16 protein-coding genes are annotated in these 18,836 nt (G+C 35.5%); 5 read left to right on the forward strand and 11 right to left on the reverse strand.

All coding sequences use genetic code 11. The features are described 5' to 3' along the window. Positions 1–9 precede the first annotated feature (9 nt). On the reverse strand, positions 10–3,495 hold the full coding sequence (locus B0E34_RS13625; protein ID WP_087710248.1) for a glycosyltransferase family 117 protein: 3,486 nt from the start codon (positions 3,493–3,495) through the stop codon (positions 10–12). A 222-nt stretch (positions 3,496–3,717) separates the two neighbouring features. Here B0E34_RS13625 and B0E34_RS13630 point away from each other — a divergent pair, with 222 nt between their 5' ends. From B0E34_RS13630 to B0E34_RS13640, 3 genes are all read left to right on the forward strand, one after another. Continuing rightward, positions 3,718–4,755: a PLP-dependent cysteine synthase family protein gene (locus B0E34_RS13630; RefSeq protein ID WP_087710250.1), complete on the forward strand. Its 1,038-nt coding sequence runs from the start codon at positions 3,718–3,720 to the stop codon at positions 4,753–4,755. Positions 4,756–4,826: 71 nt separating this feature from the next. Further along, the gene (locus tag B0E34_RS13635; RefSeq protein WP_087710252.1) at positions 4,827–6,101 is read left to right on the forward strand and encodes an aminotransferase class I/II-fold pyridoxal phosphate-dependent enzyme; all 1,275 of its coding nucleotides are present in this window, start codon (positions 4,827–4,829) and stop codon (positions 6,099–6,101) included. A gap of 116 nt (positions 6,102–6,217) precedes the next feature. Further along, complete coding sequence (locus B0E34_RS13640) at positions 6,218–8,413, forward strand: B12-binding domain-containing radical SAM protein (RefSeq protein WP_087710254.1); 2,196 nt, start codon at positions 6,218–6,220, stop codon at positions 8,411–8,413. Positions 8,414–8,560: 147 nt separating this feature from the next. Here the strand turns inward: B0E34_RS13640 and B0E34_RS13645 are convergent, their stop codons facing one another. The 3 genes from B0E34_RS13645 to atpD all read right to left on the reverse strand — a co-directional run bounded on the left by B0E34_RS13645 (position 8,561) and on the right by atpD (position 11,337). Continuing rightward, complete coding sequence (locus tag B0E34_RS13645; RefSeq protein ID WP_087710256.1) at positions 8,561–9,382, reverse strand: hypothetical protein; 822 nt, start codon at positions 9,380–9,382, stop codon at positions 8,561–8,563. 80 nt (positions 9,383–9,462) lie between these two features. After that, on the reverse strand, positions 9,463–9,744 hold the full coding sequence (locus tag B0E34_RS13650; protein WP_076390168.1) for a FoF1 ATP synthase subunit delta/epsilon: 282 nt from the start codon (positions 9,742–9,744) through the stop codon (positions 9,463–9,465). An 84-nt stretch (positions 9,745–9,828) separates the two neighbouring features. Beyond that, entirely contained in the window at positions 9,829–11,337 is a 1,509-nt protein-coding gene (gene atpD, locus B0E34_RS13655; protein ID WP_087710258.1) for a F0F1 ATP synthase subunit beta, read from the reverse strand. Positions 11,338–11,541: 204 nt separating this feature from the next. Between atpD and B0E34_RS13660 the strand changes: the two genes are divergently transcribed. Next, entirely contained in the window at positions 11,542–12,462 is a 921-nt protein-coding gene (locus tag B0E34_RS13660; protein WP_087710260.1) for a bifunctional riboflavin kinase/FAD synthetase, read from the forward strand. Here the strand turns inward: B0E34_RS13660 and B0E34_RS13665 are convergent. After that, positions 12,459–12,812: an MmcQ/YjbR family DNA-binding protein gene (locus B0E34_RS13665; protein ID WP_087710262.1), complete on the reverse strand. Its 354-nt coding sequence runs from the start codon at positions 12,810–12,812 to the stop codon at positions 12,459–12,461. The genes B0E34_RS13660 and B0E34_RS13665 overlap by 4 nt on opposite strands. 93 nt (positions 12,813–12,905) lie before the next feature. Between B0E34_RS13665 and B0E34_RS13670 the strand changes: the two genes are divergently transcribed. Further along, a complete protein-coding gene (locus B0E34_RS13670; protein ID WP_087710263.1) occupies positions 12,906–13,562 on the forward strand; it encodes an NAD(P)H-binding protein in 657 nt (218 codons plus the stop codon). Here the strand turns inward: B0E34_RS13670 and B0E34_RS13675 are convergent. From B0E34_RS13675 to B0E34_RS13700, 6 genes are all read right to left on the reverse strand, one after another. Beyond that, the gene (locus tag B0E34_RS13675) at positions 13,559–14,473 is read right to left on the reverse strand and encodes an ADP-ribosylglycohydrolase family protein (protein WP_087710265.1); all 915 of its coding nucleotides are present in this window, start codon (positions 14,471–14,473) and stop codon (positions 13,559–13,561) included. The two genes, B0E34_RS13670 and B0E34_RS13675, sit on opposite strands and share 4 nt — an antisense overlap. Positions 14,474–14,485: 12 nt before the next feature. Then, positions 14,486–15,064: a glutathione peroxidase gene (locus B0E34_RS13680; RefSeq protein ID WP_076390161.1), complete on the reverse strand. Its 579-nt coding sequence runs from the start codon at positions 15,062–15,064 to the stop codon at positions 14,486–14,488. Between the two features lie 21 nt (positions 15,065–15,085). Continuing rightward, positions 15,086–15,748 carry a histidine kinase gene (locus tag B0E34_RS13685; protein WP_087710267.1) on the reverse strand — a complete coding sequence of 221 codons (663 nt, stop codon included), beginning with the start codon at positions 15,746–15,748 and terminating at the stop codon, positions 15,086–15,088. Between the two features lie 90 nt (positions 15,749–15,838). Beyond that, positions 15,839–16,561 carry a 3-deoxy-manno-octulosonate cytidylyltransferase gene (gene kdsB / locus B0E34_RS13690; protein ID WP_087710268.1) on the reverse strand — a complete coding sequence of 241 codons (723 nt, stop codon included), beginning with the start codon at positions 16,559–16,561 and terminating at the stop codon, positions 15,839–15,841. Positions 16,562–16,646: 85 nt separating this feature from the next. Then, the gene (locus B0E34_RS13695; protein ID WP_087710270.1) at positions 16,647–17,900 is read right to left on the reverse strand and encodes a pyridoxal phosphate-dependent aminotransferase; all 1,254 of its coding nucleotides are present in this window, start codon (positions 17,898–17,900) and stop codon (positions 16,647–16,649) included. A gap of 20 nt (positions 17,901–17,920) precedes the next feature. Next, positions 17,921–18,829 carry a hypothetical protein gene (locus tag B0E34_RS13700; RefSeq protein ID WP_087710272.1) on the reverse strand — a complete coding sequence of 303 codons (909 nt, stop codon included), beginning with the start codon at positions 18,827–18,829 and terminating at the stop codon, positions 17,921–17,923. Positions 18,830–18,836: the final 7 nt, after the last annotated feature.

Genomic DNA, 18,836 nt, shown 5'->3' on the forward strand with positions numbered 1-18,836 from the left:
GTTTTGTTATTATTGCGTTGCTTTAATAATTGAATTGGTGATCTGTGCCTCTTTTTCTTTGGTGTAAGTGGAATCAAAAGGTTCCATTACATCGAAAAGATACTGGTAGAAAGGAGTGATCTTCTGTACCTGCTCAGATTCCTTCATCGCTTTTTCTTTGCCCATTTCTTTAAGATTTTCTACAAAAGTGTTGAATTTCTTATCAATCGGCTCGATGGATTTTATCAGATAATCATACGCTTTATCTTTCTTTCCAATCTTCGAGTAAGCATCTGTAACGGCAGAAATGACTAAAGAATATTCCATTGGTTTTGTTCTGATCTGTCTTTTCAGATAACTCTGGTCAGATTTGCTCAGACTCATGTAATAATCGTATTCTTCAAAAATTCCTTTTTTCAGAACTTCAGCAAGCTGCAATCCTTTTTTCTCCTGTCCTGCCACAATGTATCCGTAAACCATTGAGCTTAGAGAACGAGGATCGTTGTATTTTTCAGCAGGAATTTCTTTAGAAGCTAAATCCAATAGTTCCAGTGCTTTTCCTTTTTCTCCCATCGTTGCCAAAGCTGCTGCTGCTCTGCTTGCAGAAGATCGGTAGCTCATGATATTGGAGGTTGCAGTCTCGTCAAAATGCGTATTTAAATTCTTGAAGTTACCCCATCTGAAATTTTTAACCACATTGTAAAGAGAATTGGCATCTACTCTTCCCATATCTCCGCCTTGTGATGGTGGAGTATGAATTGGAACCAATCTGTAACTGAAACCATCAAACTGAAGATACTCGTCTAAGAAGAAAATATTTTCGCTGTCGTAGATTCCTCCTGAAGAGAAGTTGATTGGTCTTTTCCAGTCGAAATGTGCTAAAACATCAAGTAAAATTAAATTGTTTTTATACAGTGTATTTCCTTTATATGTAATCATGATCTGATTAACTGTTTCCGGAAGATCTGCTGCTTTAATAATTCCTGATTTTACTGCATTTTCTTTATTTACCGGTAAAATGAATTTGTTTACAGGTAAGATATTGTATTTCTCGAATTTTTCTTCCCCGAAATACATTTTAAGAAGTTCGTTTTTCGCAGGAGAAGTATATTTCAGGAAGCTGATTGCTTCTTTCATCGTCATAGAATCCTGAGTAAGATATTTTCTGAATTCCGCAAATTCCGTTGGAGGTGCTCCCTGTTCTTTTAACATTGAGAAAAGTCCCTGCCAGTCTTCCTTCTTCATCATATAGATCTGGTCGTTTACACCGTCTCTGTAATCGTCATGCGTTAAAACTCCCGGAACCGGAGCAGCATTGTACGTTCTTCTCTTAATCTGATCGATATTCCAAGGTGTGGAAGCTAAGGTAAAGTTAACTACTTTTACATCATCTCTGAAGTTTTCAGTCTCCTGAATTGCCCAAACCGGATACGTATCGTTATCTCCGTACACGAAAACAATGTCGTTTTTAGGCAAAGATTTCAATACAGAATATCCGTAATCGTAAGAAGTATATCTGTCGTGTCTGTTATGTACATTATAATTCTGGAAGCCCATCATGAAAGGAACTCCAAGAAGAACCACTCCTGCAACAATGTTTGCTGCATTCGATTTTATTTTAGACTGTAAGAACCAAAGAATTGCTCCGGCTCCCAATCCGATCCAGATGGCAAAAACGTAGAACGAACCTACCATTGCATAATCTCTCTCTCTTGGTTCAAAAGGTTTTACTCCGGTATAGAAAACGATTCCCACACTCATCAATACAAAGATTGAAAGCATAGCATAGAATCTTCCGAAATCTCTGTTAAGCTGGAAAAAGAATCCGATTAATCCTAAAATTAAAGGTAGAAAGAAGAATTTTACGGTACTTTCATTTTTGAATTTTGCAGGCATCTTTTCCTGATTTCCCCATAAAGCATCATCAATAAAAGAGATTCCTGAGATCCAGTTTCCTCTTGTGCTTTCCATGTTACCTTCAAGATCATTCTGGCGACCTACGTAATTCCACATCAGATATCTTACAAAATAATATCCGTTCTGGAACGTGATGAAATAATCCATATTCTGAGCCAGAGAAGGCTTCTGAACATTGATTAAGTTATAAGGTTTTACTTTTAAATAATCTGCAGCGGTAATAGATCCGTCTTCATATTTCTTTCTTAATTCGTCGAAAATCTGCTTTGCTTCAGGGCTGTCTGCAACATCTTCATTACTGTAATTAAAGGTGAAATCCGGCGCACCGTACATTGAAATGTAGTTAGCCATTACATCTTTGTCTTCATTGAACATTCTCGGCATAAAACCTACGTGTGCTTTATTGAAAACATAATTGAATCGGTCTCCTGTTTTTCTGTACGTTCCTGTTTTCTCGTCTTTTTCGTAGATTTCTCCCGTTTTCGTAGTATTAAAACTTCCGTCTTCTTTTTTCTCAATTCCGTTTGCATCTAAGAAAGCGGTATAATTCTGACCATAAATTGTAGGCCAGTCGCCGTATTGTTCTCTGTTGTAATAATCCAGCATTCCGATGGCGTTGTCCGGATCATTAAGGTTCATTGGAGGATTTGCGTTTGCTCTGATAGGAATTACCATCCAGCATGAAAAACCGATCATCATGAAAACAATGCATAATGCAATTGTCTGATAAACATTTTTCTTCATCTTTCCTGCATAAGAGATCAGGAAGTAACAGATGACAACCATTAAGACAAAAGCAGCAATAGTTCCGGAATGGAAAGGAAGACCTAAACCGTTCACGAAGAAAATCTCAAGTTTCCCGAACATCGTCATGATCAATGGGAAAATCCCTTTAAAAACGATTGCTAAAATTACCAGCGTAATCACATTTGCCCAAAGAAAATTCTTCCAGGTAAAAGTGTAGTTTCTCGCGTAGTACACAAGACAGATCGCAGGAATTGCCAACATACACATCATGTGAACCCCTACTGAAAGCCCTAAAATGAAGAAAATTAAAATAATCCATCTCTCGCTGTCCTTCGCCTGATATTCATTCTCCCATTTGGTAATTAACCAGACCAAAAGTGCGATAAACATAGATGCCATCGAGTAAACTTCCCCTTCTACCGCAGAGAACCAGAAGGTATCTGAAAAGGTGAAGCATAACGCTCCTACAACTCCTGCAAAAAGAATAGAAATTTCCTGATGTTTTGTAATGTCATCAAAATCTTTGTTTAAAAGTCTTCTTACGAAATGTGTAATTGTCCAGAACAAAAACAAGATCGTAAACGCACTAAACAATGCAGACATCGCGTTGATCACGATAGAATAATTTTCGCCCTTTCCTAAAGCAAAAATGGCTGCCACAGCACCCACAATCTGGAATAAAGCCGCTCCCGGAGCGTGCGTTACTTCAAGTTTTACCGCCGAGGAAATATACTCGCCACAATCCCAAAAACTGAAATTCGGTTCTATGGTGGACAAGTACGTGAAAAATGCAATGACGAAAACAACCCATCCGAGAACGGTGTTCCATTGCTTAAAAGTCCAATTTTTCATAGTATTAAATCAATTACGCGAAAATAAGGCTTTTATATGATTTTAGACGGTTTTTAACAAAATTTAAAGATTTTGGCTCGCTTTTTGAAAAGTTTCATCTTTAGATAGTAACAGAAAACAATTTTTTATCTATTTTAGAGGTTAGAAATCAAACAAAAGTTTAGAAATAAATTTATTTTTTTGTATTTTTGCCGTCAGATTTTTATTGAAAAATAACAAATAATGAGTAATGTTTACGATAATATACTTGGCCTAATAGGAAATACTCCTATGGTGAAGCTTAACACTGTGACGAAAGATATTCCTGCAACCGTTTATGCCAAGTTAGAATCATATAATCCTGGACATTCCACAAAAGATAGAATCGCACTTCATATTATAGAAAACGCTGAGAAAAAAGGTTTATTAAAAGAAGATTCCGTAGTGGTAGAAACTACTTCAGGAAATACAGGATTCTCTATTGCCATGGTTTGTATCATCAAGGGATATAAATGTATACTTGCAGTAAGTGACAAAACAAAGCCTGAAAAAATTGCTTATCTGAAGGCTTTGGGAGCTACCGTTTATATTTGTCCTGCAAATGTTCCCGCAGATGATCCCAGATCGTATTATGAAGTAGCCAAAAGAATTGCTTCAGAAACGCCCAACTCTGTTTATATCAACCAATATTTCAACGAGTTGAATATTGATGCACATTATCAGACTACAGGTCCTGAAATATGGGAACAGACTCAGGGAAAAGTAACTCACCTGTTTGCGTGTACAGGAACAGGGGGAACTCTATCAGGTTCAGCAAAATTTTTAAAAGAGAAAAATCCGGATATTAAAATCATTGGTGTGGATGCAGACGGATCTATCCTGAAAAGCTACCACGAAACCGGAGAAATCCACAAAGAAGATGTTCATCCTTATCAGATTGAAGGAATGGGAAAAAATTTAATTCCTTCTGCCCTTCTTTTCGACAAAGTAGATGAATTTGTAAGAGTAAATGACGAAATGTCTGCTTACAGAACCCGTGAAATCGCTTTAAAAGAGGCAATTATGGGAGGATATACTACAGGAGCTGTTACACAGGCTTTAATGCAATATGCGCAATCTCATGAATTTTCTGAAAATGACCTGATTGTGTTGATTTATCCTGATCACGGTTCAAGATATATTACTAAAGTATACAGTGATAAATGGATGGCTGAACAGGGGTTTGTAAACAACTGTGTACACAACTACGATGAAGTTTTTAAAACTGAATTCATTAAATAAGGACGAAAAATTTATACAAATCAAGCCTTTTTGTGATTACAAAAGGCTTTTTTACTTAAAATATTAATAAAATGTTGGATATTTTTGACAGAATAAAAGAAAATCCAGGACCTCTTGGACAATTTGCAGATTATGGTGAAGGGTATTTCATTTTCCCCAGATTAGAAGGACCTATCGGACCGAGAATGCAGTTTCAGGGAAGAGAAGTTATTTTCTGGAGTGCTAATGATTATTTGGGAATGTGTAATCATCCTGAAGTTTTGGAGGCTGATGCAAAAGCAGCTGCAGAATTCGGAATGTTTTATCCGATGGGTGCAAGAGCAATGTCGGGAGAAACTGAGCAGCATTTGCAATTGGAAAAAGAACTGGCTGATTTTGTTCAGAAAGAATCTGCATATTTATTAAATTTCGGTTATCAGGGAATGGTTTCTACCATTGATGCTTTGGTAGGAAGAAATGATGTAATTGTTTATGATGTTGATTCTCACGCTTGTATCGTAGACGGTGTAAGACTTCACGCAGGAAAAAGATTTACGTACAGACACAACGATATTGCAAGTCTTGAAAAAAATCTTGAAAGAGCTACCAAAGTAGCGCAAGAAACCGGAGGAGGAATTTTAGTGATTACCGAAGGTGTTTTCGGAATGAGAGGACAGCAGGGTAAATTAAAAGAAATCTGTGAATTAAAATCAAAATATAAATTCAGACTTTTAGTTGATGACGCTCACGGATTTGGAACTCTTGGAAAAACAGGAGCCGGAGCCGGTGAAGAACAGGGTTGTCAGGATCAGATTGATGTTTACTTCTCTACCTTTGCTAAATCGATGGCAGGTTTTGGAGCATTCATCGCGGGTGATAAAGAAATTATCAGATACCTAAAATTTAATTTAAGATCTCAGATTTTTGCTAAATCTTTAACGATGCCAATGGTAATCGGAGGTTTAAAAAGACTGGAACTGCTGAGAACAAGACCCGAAATTAAAGCAAAACTTTGGGAAAATACGCATAAATTACAAAACGGTCTTAAAGAAAGGGGCTTTAACATTGGAGACACAAACACTTGTGTAACTCCGGTGATGATGCAGGGAACTCCGGTAGAAGCTACCCTTCTGGTAAAAGATCTAAGAGAAATCTACGGAATCTTTACTTCGGTAGTGGTATATCCTGTAATTCCGAAAGGAATGATTTTATTAAGATTAATTCCTACAGCTTCTCACACAGATGCTGAAATTAATGAAACCCTTGCTGCGTTTGAAGCTATTCATGATAAATTGGTAAGTGGTTATTACAAAGAGCAGGAACAAAAACTGTTGGCAGAACAAGGTTTAAGTTTCAAAGAAATTTAATCTGAATATAAAATAAATTTAAGAACCACTGACATTCGATCAGTGGTTTTTGTTTTAAAACCTATCATAAATTTTCAAAATCTGAATATTTAAAATAACTTTGCAAAAATTTTCTCTTGAAAGATCTACTTCTCATTACTCCGCCTTTCACACAGCTCAACACGCCTTATCCTGCAACAGCTTATATTAAAGGTTTTCTGAATACCAAAAATATTTCCAGCTTTCAGACAGATTTGGGAATTGAGGTCATTTTGGAATTATTTTCGAAAGACGGACTTCAGAAGATTTTTAATCAGAAAACTGATTTTCAGACTCTTTCAGAAAATGCTCAAAGAATTTACGTTTTAAAAGAAGAATATATCAAAACGATCGATCAGGTTATTGCTTTTCTGCAGGGTAAAACCCCAACGTTGGCAAGACAAATCTGTTCGATGAACTTTCTTCCGGAAGCCTCCCGATTCAATCAGCTTGATGATATGGAATTTGCTTTCGGAAATATGGGACTTCAGGACAAAGCCAAACATTTGGCTACTTTATATTTAGAAGATCTTTCGGATTATATTGTTGAAAATATTGATCCTGATTTTGGATTCAGCCGTTATGCGGAAAGATTAGGAAAAAGTGCCAATTCTTTTGATGAACTATATTCTAAAATTTGCGGCGAACCTACTTTTATAGATAATTTTACTTTAAAAATTCTTCATGAAAAATTAGAGTTTGTTCAGCCAAAACTGATTTGTTTTTCCATTCCTTTTCCGGGAAACTTATATTCAGCTTTTCGTTGCGCGAAATATATCAAAGAACATTATCCGCACATTAAAACTGCAATGGGCGGCGGATTTCCGAATACAGAACTCAGAGAATTAAAAGATCAAAGAGTTTTTGAGTTTTTTGATTTTATTACTTTGGATGACGGAGAGCTTCCAATTGAATTACTTTATGAAAATATTTGTCATTCTGAACAAAGTGAAGAATCTCAGTTCAAAAGAACTTTTTTACTTGAAAACGGAGAAGTTACTTATAAAAATAATTCCACAAGACACGATTATAAGCAATCCGATATCGGAACTCCCGATTATTCTGATTTACAATTGGATCAATATATTTCTGTAATTGAAATTGCCAATCCGATGCACAGTTTATGGAGTGACGGAAGATGGAATAAGCTCACAATGGCACATGGATGTTATTGGGGTAAATGTACTTTTTGCGATATTTCTTTAGATTATATTAAAATTTACGAACCGATTTCAGCTAAAATTCTGGTTGACAGAATGGAAGAGTTGATCCGGACAACTGGAGAAACAGGATTTCATTTTGTAGATGAAGCGGCTCCTCCTGCATTGATGCGTGAAGTTGCTTTAGAAATCTTACGAAGAAATTTGGTCGTAACGTGGTGGACGAATATTCGTTTTGAAAAAAGTTTCACCAAAGATCTGTGTTTTCTTTTAAAACTTTCCGGTTGTGTTGCCGTTTCAGGTGGACTGGAAGTTGCGAGTGACCGACTTTTGAAATTGATTGACAAAGGAATTTCTGTGGAACAGGTTGCTAAAGTGACAAGAAATTTTACAGAAGCCGGAATCATGATTCATGCTTATTTGATGTATGGCTATCCTACTCAAACTATTCAGGAAACAGTGGATTCTTTGGAAATGGTTCGTCAGCTTTTCGAGATGGGAATTTTACAAAGTGGATTCTGGCATCAGTTCGCCATGACGGCTCATTCACCGGTGGGTTTACATCCTGAAGAATTTGGCATTACTCCGATTAAGCAGGAAATTCTATTTGCGAACAACGATGTTGATTTTACAGACAAAACTGGAATCGATCATGGAAAGTTCAGCTTTGGTTTGAAAAAATCTCTGTTCAATTATATGCACGGAATCAATTTCGAACTTCCTCTTCAGGAATGGTTTGATTTTAAAATTCCGAGAACGACCGTTCATCCGGATTATATTCATGACTGTCTTCTGGAAGATGATGATTTTGTTTTTAAAGGAAATTCTAAAGTCCTATTTTTAGCTAAAAACATAATCGCTGAGAATCGCGTAAAAAATAAAAAGAAATATATTTATACGTACACAAAAATTACAGCGCACTTAAAAACCAATGTTGTAAGTGTAGATTTAGAGCAGGAACACGCAGATTGGCTCATGAAAATGTTTAGTGATTATCCAATTGAAAATTTAAAAAAGCCAACTTTGCAACAATTGAAAACTCAATTCGAAGAAAATTTTGAAGATTTTGAATTATTCTGGTTTTCTAAACCGATGCAGCAATTGAAAGAGAATGGAGTGATTTTGAGTTTGTAGATTAAAAAAATCTCAGGCTTAAATTATTTCAGAAAAATGAAATAGGAAAAGCTTCAAAAAAATATGAAGCTTTTTTATATTTTGGCTAAAGCCAATTGAATTTATATCAGTGTTAAACGGGATAAAGCCCGTTCCTATTGATGATTTTTACTTTTGAACACCGTCTTTTGTGACTTCACCCACAATTACTTTTTCCTGAATTTTTATAAAGTTGGGATCCATAATGGCCATTCTTTCGGCAATAGCTTTGTAGGTCGGGAATTTTAAAATCGATGCTCTTCCGGATATTTCGCGGTACAGAGTAAAGGTTTTTCCTCCCGCAGATTTAATCTGTTTTGTTGTTGTAATGTATTTTCCGATGTATTTGCTGTTGGCATCATAAATTTCAATATCAACAAATGTTTTATCCGTAACCGTGTCATCGGAACCAAAACTTGCCGGTAAATTGGTAAAATAACCCACTGGTTTTCCGTTGCTTAAAATTTCGCCTACATTATTGACGGTAATATTTAATTTATCAATTTTAGTTCGGATGGTATAAGCATCTTTTGTTTTGGTATCAAGCTTCCTTTTAGGTGAATTTTTAAAAAGCTCGTCTAGGTTTTTGATGTTGATCCCTCTTTCATCAATGATCTTCAGAGTTTTCACACAAGTGTAAGCTGCCGATTTTTCTTCCCCTGAAAATGCAGATGGAGAAATATAGTCCAGATCAAGCGTTTTGTCCTGATTATAAATTCTTTTAAGCTTAATATAACTGTCGCGTACAGAATCCACTACACTTTTATCTACAAATTCGATGGTATAAATTGGAGTTTCTTTAAGATCCATAAAAGTATATATTCCACTTTTATAGGACAGTTTTGCGACATGAATTCCTTCAAGATCCACAATTCCTCTTTTAATTTTAACCGTCTGAGCATTGAAAAGTAGCCCGAAAACTGAAAATAAAATAACTAAAATTCCCTTCATAAAACCAAATTCATACAAAAATAAAAAAAGTGTAACGAATTGTTACACTTTCTTGAAAATATATTTAGCTTTTCATTTAATTATTCACAAAGGATAATTCCTTTATTATGATTAAATTCTACAACACCGCTTTTGATAGGGTAAGAAAAAACTGAATCTTTCTCATTTTCTTTCGTAAAGTATTTTGAATAAGCTTCATCGATAGATTTAGCGTATAATTTTACTTTACCACCGATTAAAGAAGAAACAATTCCTGCGTGGTTTTGCATGATGTGGAATTCACCATTTTTTCCAGGCAGTAATACTGAGTCTACTTCTCCTTCAAAAACTACGTATTCTGGTGTTAAAATTTTTATATTCATTTTTATGAAATTATAGATTATAGATTTTAAATTATAAATTATTGAAATTCAATCTAAAATCTAAAATTTAACATTTAAAATTTCTTAAGCGTTATCAGCTAACATTTTTTGTCCTGCTTCGATTGCTTCTTCGATAGTTCCTTTCAGGTTGAAAGCAGCTTCCGGTAAGTGATCCAATTCACCATCAATGATCATGTTGAATCCTTTGATGGTATCTTTGATGTCTACCAAAGATCCAGGAATACCTGTAAACTGTTCTGCTACGTGGAAAGGCTGAGAAAGGAATCTCTGAACTTTTCTTGCACGGTAAACAACTGATTTGTCTTCTTCAGAAAGTTCTTCCATACCAAGGATCGCGATGATATCCTGAAGCGCTTTGTATCTCTGAAGAATTTCTTTTACTCTCTGTGCACAGTTATAATGTTCTTCCCCGATAATCTCAGGAGCCAGGATTCTTGAAGTAGAAGCCAATGGATCTACCGCAGGATAAATACCCAATGAAGCGATTTTTCTGTCTAGTACGGTTGTAGCATCCAAGTGAGCAAACGTAGTTGCAGGAGCCGGGTCAGTTAAGTCATCCGCAGGTACGTAAACCGCCTGTACTGAAGTAATTGAACCATTTTTAGTTGAAGTAATTCTTTCCTGCATCGCTCCCATCTCAGAAGCTAGTGTCGGTTGGTAACCTACCGCAGATGGCATACGACCTAAAAGTGCAGATACCTCAGAACCAGCCTGTGTAAAACGGAAGATATTGTCTACGAAGAAAAGTACGTCTCTACCCTGTCCGCTTTCTCCACCGTCTCTGTAGTACTCAGCTAATGTAAGACCCGAAAGTGCTACTCTCGCTCTTGCACCAGGTGGCTCGTTCATCTGCCCGAAAACGAATGCTGCTTTAGAATCTTTCATTACTTCTAAATCTACTTTAGAAAGATCCCAACCTCCGTTTTCCATAGAGTGCATGAAATCTTCACCATACTTGATGATTCCGGATTCCAACATCTCTCTCAAAAGGTCATTTCCTTCTCTCGTTCTTTCACCTACTCCGGCAAAAACTGAAAGACCTCCGTGTCCTTTTGCAATATTGTTAATCAACTCCTGAATCAATACGGTTTTACCTACACCTGCACCACCGAACAAACCAATTTTACCTCCTTTTGCATAAGGCTCGATAAGGTCGATAACTTTGATACCAGTAAATAAAACTTCTGCAGAAGTTGAAAGCTGATCAAATTTTGGAGCTGGTCTGTGAATTGGCAGACCACCTTCGTTAGATATATTTTGAAGTCCGTCGATAGCATCACCAACAACGTTGAATAGTCTTCCGTTTACTGCCTCACCGATTGGCATCATAATAGGATTTCCGTATCCGATTACGTCCTGCCCTCTTTTAAGACCGTCAGTAGCGTCCATTGCGATACATCTTACTGTATCTTCGCCAATATGCTGTTCTACCTCTAAAACTACTTTTTCACCGTTTTCTTTTGTAATTTCTAACGCATCATAGATCGCTGGAACTGCTTCCACATCACTGAAGACAACGTCGATTACCGGACCAATAATTTGAGAAATTTTACCTTTAATTTGGTTTGCCATTGCTAAATTTTTTCTTGGTGCAAATATAATGATTCTTCATAAACCTGCAATTGGTAAAAAACAGATTTTTATCATATCTTTTTATAAGTCTAAAAAACTGTTCGTTTAGCAATATACCAATAAGTATAGATTAAATATTGGCAAACTGTTATATTGATACTTTGTTACATTATTTCCTATATTTGCAGTCAAAATTTTTCCGGTTTGAAAGTTTTCAAAAATTTTAAAGATTATACCTCTCAGAAGCCATTAGCATTGTCTTTAGGAATGTTCGACGGGGTTCATCTTGGGCATAAAAGTATTATTGATGAATTAATTAACGTAGGTTCACAGAACGATCTGGAAACTGCAGTTCTTACTTTCTGGCCACATCCGAGATTTGTTTTTAATCCCAATGAAGATCTTAAGCTTTTAAATACTTTAGAAGAAAAAAAATTTCTGATGGAAAAATACAACATCGAAAATTTATTTCTAAAGGAATTTGATGAGGAATTCAGAAATTTAACGGGAGAAGAATTTGTACGCCAGATTTTAATTGAGAAACTGAATGTAAAATATCTGATTATCGGTTACGACCATTCATTCGGAAAAAATAAAAGTGGCAATTTTGAACTGCTTCAGAAACTTTCAAAAGAGTTGGATTTTGAAGTTGAACAGATGGAAGCCATTAATATTCACGAGAATAACATCAGTTCTACAAAAATCCGCAATGCACTTTCAGCAGGAAACATTAAAGAGGCCAATGAAATGTTGGGATACTCCTACTCTGTTTCCGGAACAGTGGTTCACGGGAAAAAAATCGGAAGAACAATAGGTTATCCTACCGCCAATATCGAAACGGAATCCATTAAACTTTTGCCTAAAAAAGGAGCTTATATTGTTGAAGTTTTTGTGAAAGGTCAGCAATATAAAGGAATGTTAAGCGTTGGAACCAATCCGACCGTAAATGGCGAAAAACTTACTGTGGAAGTCTATATTCTTGATTTTGAAGGAGATATTTATGATGATGAAATTACCGTAAAATTCAGAGACTTTCTTCACGATGAAATTAAATTCGAAGGGCTTGAAAAACTGATTGAAAGATTAGACGATGATAAAAGATTAACGCAAGAGTATAATTTTTAACTGTTTAAAATTTCTTCTTTAACTTTTTTCGTCAAAGATTTAAAGACCAGTTCATACGACTGATCGATCATTTTCAGAATTAAATCTTTTCTTAAACCGTCGATAACCACAGAGTTCCAATGGGTTTTGTTCATGTGATAAGCGCCCGTAATCTGAGGATGCTGCTCACGAAGTTCTGCGCTCCATTCCGGATCTGTTTTTACATTGATTCCGAGAGGCTGTCTTTCAAGACCCATCAATAAAAATACTTTCGTTCCTACTTTTAGTACAAGGGTTTCATTATCAAAAGGAAAACTTTCGGTTACTCCTTTTTTCGATAAACAATATTCCAGAATTTCGTTGGCGTCCATTTAATTGGTTTAAAAATTGCGAGTTCAATATTATTAAAATTTTGTAAATTTAGTAGGGAAATTCTTCAATTATTAATTAAAATCAAATTCTTTATGAAAGCTTTAGTTATCGGCGCAACAGGTGCTACAGGAAAAGACCTTGTGAATCAGCTACTTCAGGATAAAGATTTTGAAGAAGTAAATGTTTTTGTGAGAAAACCTCTTGAAATTGAAAATGATAAATTAAAAGTACATATCGTCAACTTTGAAAAACCTGAAGAATGGAAAGGTGAAGTGAAAGGTGATGTTGCATTTTCCTGTCTCGGAACAACTTTAAAAGCCGCCGGAAGCAAGGAAGCACAAAGAAAAGTGGATTTTGATTATCAGTACGAATTTGCAAAAGCTGCCAAAGAAAATAATGTAGACGATTACATTTTGGTTTCTGCTTACGGAGCGAATCCCCAATCTAAAATTTTCTATTCTAAAATGAAGGGAGAATTGGAGGATGCTGTAAAACAGTTACATTTCAACAAGATTACTATTTTCAAACCCGGAATGCTTGAAAGGAAAGATTCCGACAGAACGGGAGAAGTTTTGGGAAGCCGTATTATTAAATTTGCCAATAAATTAGGACTCTTAGAAAGTCAGAAACCTTTACCGACAGATGTTTTGGCGAAAGCAATGATTAATTCTTCCAAGATTAAAAGCAATGGATATTCCAGTATAAAATTGGGAAATATTTTTTGTTTTGCGGAGAAGAGTAATGATTAAAATTTTAACCTAATTTTATGTTTTGTTGTCTCAATAATTTCTTTGATCCAATTATAATCCGGTAAATTTTTCAGTTTTAAAATTAATTCTTCAGGAATATTTTTGGTTCCGATTAATGTTCCCGCAATCTGTCCTGCAATAGAAGCATTGGTATCCGTATCTCCTCCGCAATCAATGATTTCCTGAAACACTTTTTCCAATCCTAAATCCAGAATTTTAGTGGAACAAAATATAGCAAAAGGAACAGAATTGACTACATATCCATTATTGCCCAATTTGGATATTTCTGAAATTGAGCAACGATTTCCTTTGTAATTGATTTCAATTAATCTGTCTCTTACGTTCGTGTCAGGAATTTCAGGAATAATGATCTCAAAAAGATTATTTCTTCCATTCCAATCAGAATTCAGAATTGCTTTTATGGAAAGAAAAACAGCAAAAGCTCCGGCAAAAGCTTCATCATTTCTATGTGTTACCTTACAGGCTTCGTAGATATCTGATCTCGTTACATCCTGAAAAAAAGCGAAAGGAGCAATCCTCATCGCTCCTCCGTTTCCTGCGGCAAATTCTCCGATTCGTCCTGCCTGACTCCAGTGAATTCCGGCTTCGGTATCTAAAATTGCCTTAAGTGTAGAAGCGCCAATTCCTTTTAAATTCCCGCTTCTGTAATATTCTGTAAACTTATTGATAAGATTTTCAGGGTTAAATTTACCTTCAGTTAAAACTTCACAAGTTGCTAAAGTCATCTGAGTATCATCTGTAATACTCCAAACTCTTCGCCTGGTATTCCTTTTTCCTAAATAGTAAATCTGCGAATTCTCGGTTTTAACTTCGTTTTCATAACTGCTTCCCCACGCATCGCCAATGGCTCCGCTCATGATACAGGCTTCAAACCGATCCAGAAAATCCATTCAATAATTTAGTTATTTCAAATATTTCGTAATCGCTTCGTCCGTTGGTTTTGTTGTACTTACGAAAGAATCGATCAGTTTTCCGTTTTCGTCCACCAAAAATTTGGTGAAATTCCAAAGGATCGTTGTATTTTTTACTCCATTTAAATCTTTTTCCGTTAAATATTGGAAGATTGGAGCTGTGTCGCTTCCTTTTACTGAAACTTTGGCAGCCATCGGGAATGTTACTCCATAATTTTTCTGGCAGAAAGCTCCGATTTCTTTATTGCTTCCCGGTTCCTGACCTCCGAAATTGTTGGCAGGAAATCCTACTACCACCAATTTGTCTTTATATTCTTCAGCAACTTTTTCAAGATCAGCATATTGAGGAGTGAATCCACATTCTGAAGCAGTATTTACAATTAGGATTTTCTTTCCTTTAAAATCTGCAAAGTTAATCTGCTTTCCTTCTTCCAAGGCATCAACCTTGAAGTCGTATATTGATTTTCCCATAAGTTCTTTTGTTTTGGCTTTAGATTCTTCACTTTTTTTCTGAGCGCAGCTGTTGAAAAATGCAACAACTGACAAGAACATTAAAAATAACTTTTTCATAACTCAATTTTATTATCTGATTTAAAATTTAAATGTATTGGCAGGAAATACCTTATTAATATCAATCCTGTTGATGAGCATTACGTAATCTCCGTCTTTTTTTGCACTGGAAGATTCTATCCTGAAAGGCATGGATAAATTTCCGACTTTTTTGTAATCTGAATATGTTAAAGTTTCATCTTTTTTCACTTCTTTCAGCAACATATAGTTTTTTGTGTCGAAATAATAGATGTTTTTGTTAACATTTTTAGTTAATTCCACTTTATGACAGTAAATATTTCCTACCACTTCTTTGCCTAAATATTTCGCTTCAAATCCTTTATTTTCCCAGTCTATAAAATCATTGTCGAAACTTTCCGCTACATATCCTGCATATTCCTGAACTTTGTTGGTGGCATAATTCATGGCATATCCTTTTGATCCGTCGTAGCCTTCAATGGCTGTATCTTTTCCGCTAATGGTGATGACGGTTTTGGTAAGATTCGGACGCTGCTGATAAATTTTGATAGGATATTCATCCTTGATTCCTAGGATAACTCTTCCCTGCAGCAATACTGAATTTAATAGTTTCCAATTGGTTAATCCTCCGGACAATTCAATGTTTTTATCAATAATTTCTTTGGCGGTCTGCGCAAAAAAGGATTGTGAAATCATCAGGACGAATACTAAAAGTAACTTCTTCATTAATTTTATTTTATCAATTCAAATATAAGGCTTTTTTAATTTGAAAAATTGAAAATGAAACAATTTGAAAATGTGAATTACATCACGTTTTTAAATTAATCTTCTTGCTTTTTCAAGATCTTCCGGCGTATCTATTCCTACGCCAACGAAATTGGTTTCTATCATCTTGATTTTCATACCATATTCGAGATAGCGGATGCATTCTATCTTTTCTGAAATCTCCAAAGGTTTCATTTCCAGTTTTGAGAACTGGATCAAAGCGTGTTTTCTGAAGGCATAGACCCCAATATGTTTGAAATAATCAACACTATACGAAATTTCACGATGGAATGGAATCACAGAACGGCTGAAATACAATGCGAAACCATTGTTGTCGGTAATTACTTTCACGTTATTCGGATTCTCAATCTCTTCTTTTTCAGTGAGTTTTATTTTCAACGAAGCCAAAGAAATCTCCTGATTGTCATCCTGATGAAAAACTTCAATTAATTGTTGTAAAGGTTCTAATTTTAAAAAAGGTTCATCTCCCTGAACATTGATCACGATATCACAGTCGATATTCTGCACCGCTTCTGCAATACGGTCGCTTCCGGTTTCATGTTGACCGGTCATTACGGCTTTTCCACCATTCTGAATGATTTCATCAAAAATAATTTCAGAATCTGTTGCCACAAAAACTTCATCAAACAGACCTGTTTCCACGACATTCTGATAAGTGGTTGTGATAACGGTTTTATCTCCAAGCAACTGCATCAGTTTCGCCGGAAAACGGCTTGCTTCGTAACGTGCGGGAATAACTGCGATAATTTTCATACTATCAATATAATAATTTAAAAATCTAACAGTGTAACAATTATTAAACTGTTACACTGTTAGATTGGTATATTTTTTCAATATTTTATTTTAAAGCATTTAAAGCATTTTCCAGTTTTGGCATCATGACTTCAATTTCTTCGATTGCCAAACCTCCTACAGAAGCTCTGAACCAAGGTTCTGATTTTTCTTCCCCGAAAGCAGAGAAAGGAACCAAAGCAACACCTGCTTCATTGATTAAATAGAATACGAGATCAGAAGAGTTTTCAATCACCGCTCCGTCCGGTTTTATTTTTCCGATATAATCTAATTTAATCGTAAGATAAAGTGCTCCCATAGGCTCGATGCTGTCTACAGAAAGTCCTTTTCCTTTCAAATCCTGAATTCCGCCGTGAAGAACTTTCAGGCTGGCTTCCAGTTTACCTTTAAAATCTTCAACAAATTCATTTACGTCTTCAGGATTTTCGTAATATTTTGCTGTTGCTTCCTGTTCTGGTTTTGGCGCCCAAGCTCCAACGTGCGTTAAAAGAGCTTTCATTTTGTCCATGATATGAACCGGACCAAATCCCCATCCTACACGAACTCCTGTTGCGGCAAGACATTTTGAAATACCGTCGATATAGACCGTAAATTCTTTCATTTCAGGGAAAAGAGAAACCGGATCTACGTGTTCTGCACCAAAAGTAAGGTTAGAATAAATCTGGTCGTACATTAAATACAAAGGCTTTTCGTCTTCACCTCTTTTCTTATTTTCCGCTAAAACCAGTTCGCAGATTTCAGAAAGCTGATCTTTTGTAAACATGGTTCCGGTAGGATTTAACGGAGAACAAAGTGCCAGTAAAACGGCTCCTTCCAGATGTGGTCTAAGATCATCCGCAGTCGGAAGGAAATTGTTTTCAGGAGTGGTTTTTACTTCTACGGCATTGGCAGAAGTAAGGTAAGCGTAATGATTATTGTTCCAAGACGGAATCGGATACACTACTTTATCACCTTCGTCCACGATTGTTTTGTACACCGCATAGATCAAAGGTCTTGAACCTGCCGTAATTAAAATATCATTGGGTGAATAGTCTAAATTCCATCTTGTTTTTAAATCTTTGGAAACTTCTTTTCTTAAAGATAAAAGTCCGTTTGCAGGCGGATAATTTGTCAGGTTATTCTGATAAGCTTTCTGAATTTCTTCCTTCAATTTTGCCGGAATCGGATAAATATTAGAATTTAAATCACCAATCGTAAGATTCGCGATTTCTGCTCCTTTTGCCTTTAAATCATTTACTTCATTACCAATTTTTACAATTTCAGAACCAATCAGGTTCGCCGCTAATTTTGAAACTTTCACTTTATTTTATTTAAATTTATTTAATATTCTCTTCTAATATTTATTTTTCTTACAACTTCTTCTTCAGGAACTTTTGCATCCAGAAGGCTGATTAATTCTTTTGCCTTTTTAGCTACAGCAGAATTCGGATATTTCTTTATGATCCTATTGAATTCTTTCCTGTTTTCGTCATATATGGTTCCATCCAAAAACTCGTAAGTTGGTGTATTCTCCATACCGAATAAGTAATCATACAAATAATTATTGTATATTTCTTTTACTCTGGAAATCAATGAACTTTTAGGATATTTTTTTATAAAATTTTCCCAAAAAACAGTCCTTTCTCCTAACTCTTTCCATGAAATTACCAATCCTGCATCCGCCGAATAAAGACCTTCGCTTTCTTTCGCTAACTGTTCGATATACGTATTATAATCCGGGGTTACTTTATCTTTAAATACAGAAAAATAATGATCCGGAACCGAATGTATTTCGGTATATCCTTCTCCTACTTCTATAAATTCAAGATCAGCTTTCTTCAGTTCGGCAATCAGTTTCTTTATATTTTCAGGAAACTTGTAACTGTTGCTTTCGGAATCATAATAATTCACATATTCTTCAAGGATCTTATTCAGACTTTCGCTTAAACAGTCTGTATATTTTTCACGAATCCTGATATAATCTTCGTATAATTTATCATTCTGTTCAGGTGAATTCTGAGTAATTTCTTTTTCTGCTTTCTGCTGATACCACTGAAAAGCTGCAATGTAATCTTCCGTCTTATTCCTTGAAGAACAGGCAGTATCAATAGGCTTAAACAAATCCTCTTTTGTTTCTGCTTTTGAAACGGTGTCTTTTTTAATCTTTCCTACAGAAGTTTTTGGGGCTTCTTTTTTGCAGGAAAAAATAAAAATCAACAGAATAAAAGCCGCTAAACTTCTCTTTATCATGAAGATC

This window comes from Chryseobacterium mucoviscidosis (genome assembly GCF_002177115.1).
GTDB classification, from domain to species: domain Bacteria; phylum Bacteroidota; class Bacteroidia; order Flavobacteriales; family Weeksellaceae; genus Chryseobacterium; species Chryseobacterium mucoviscidosis.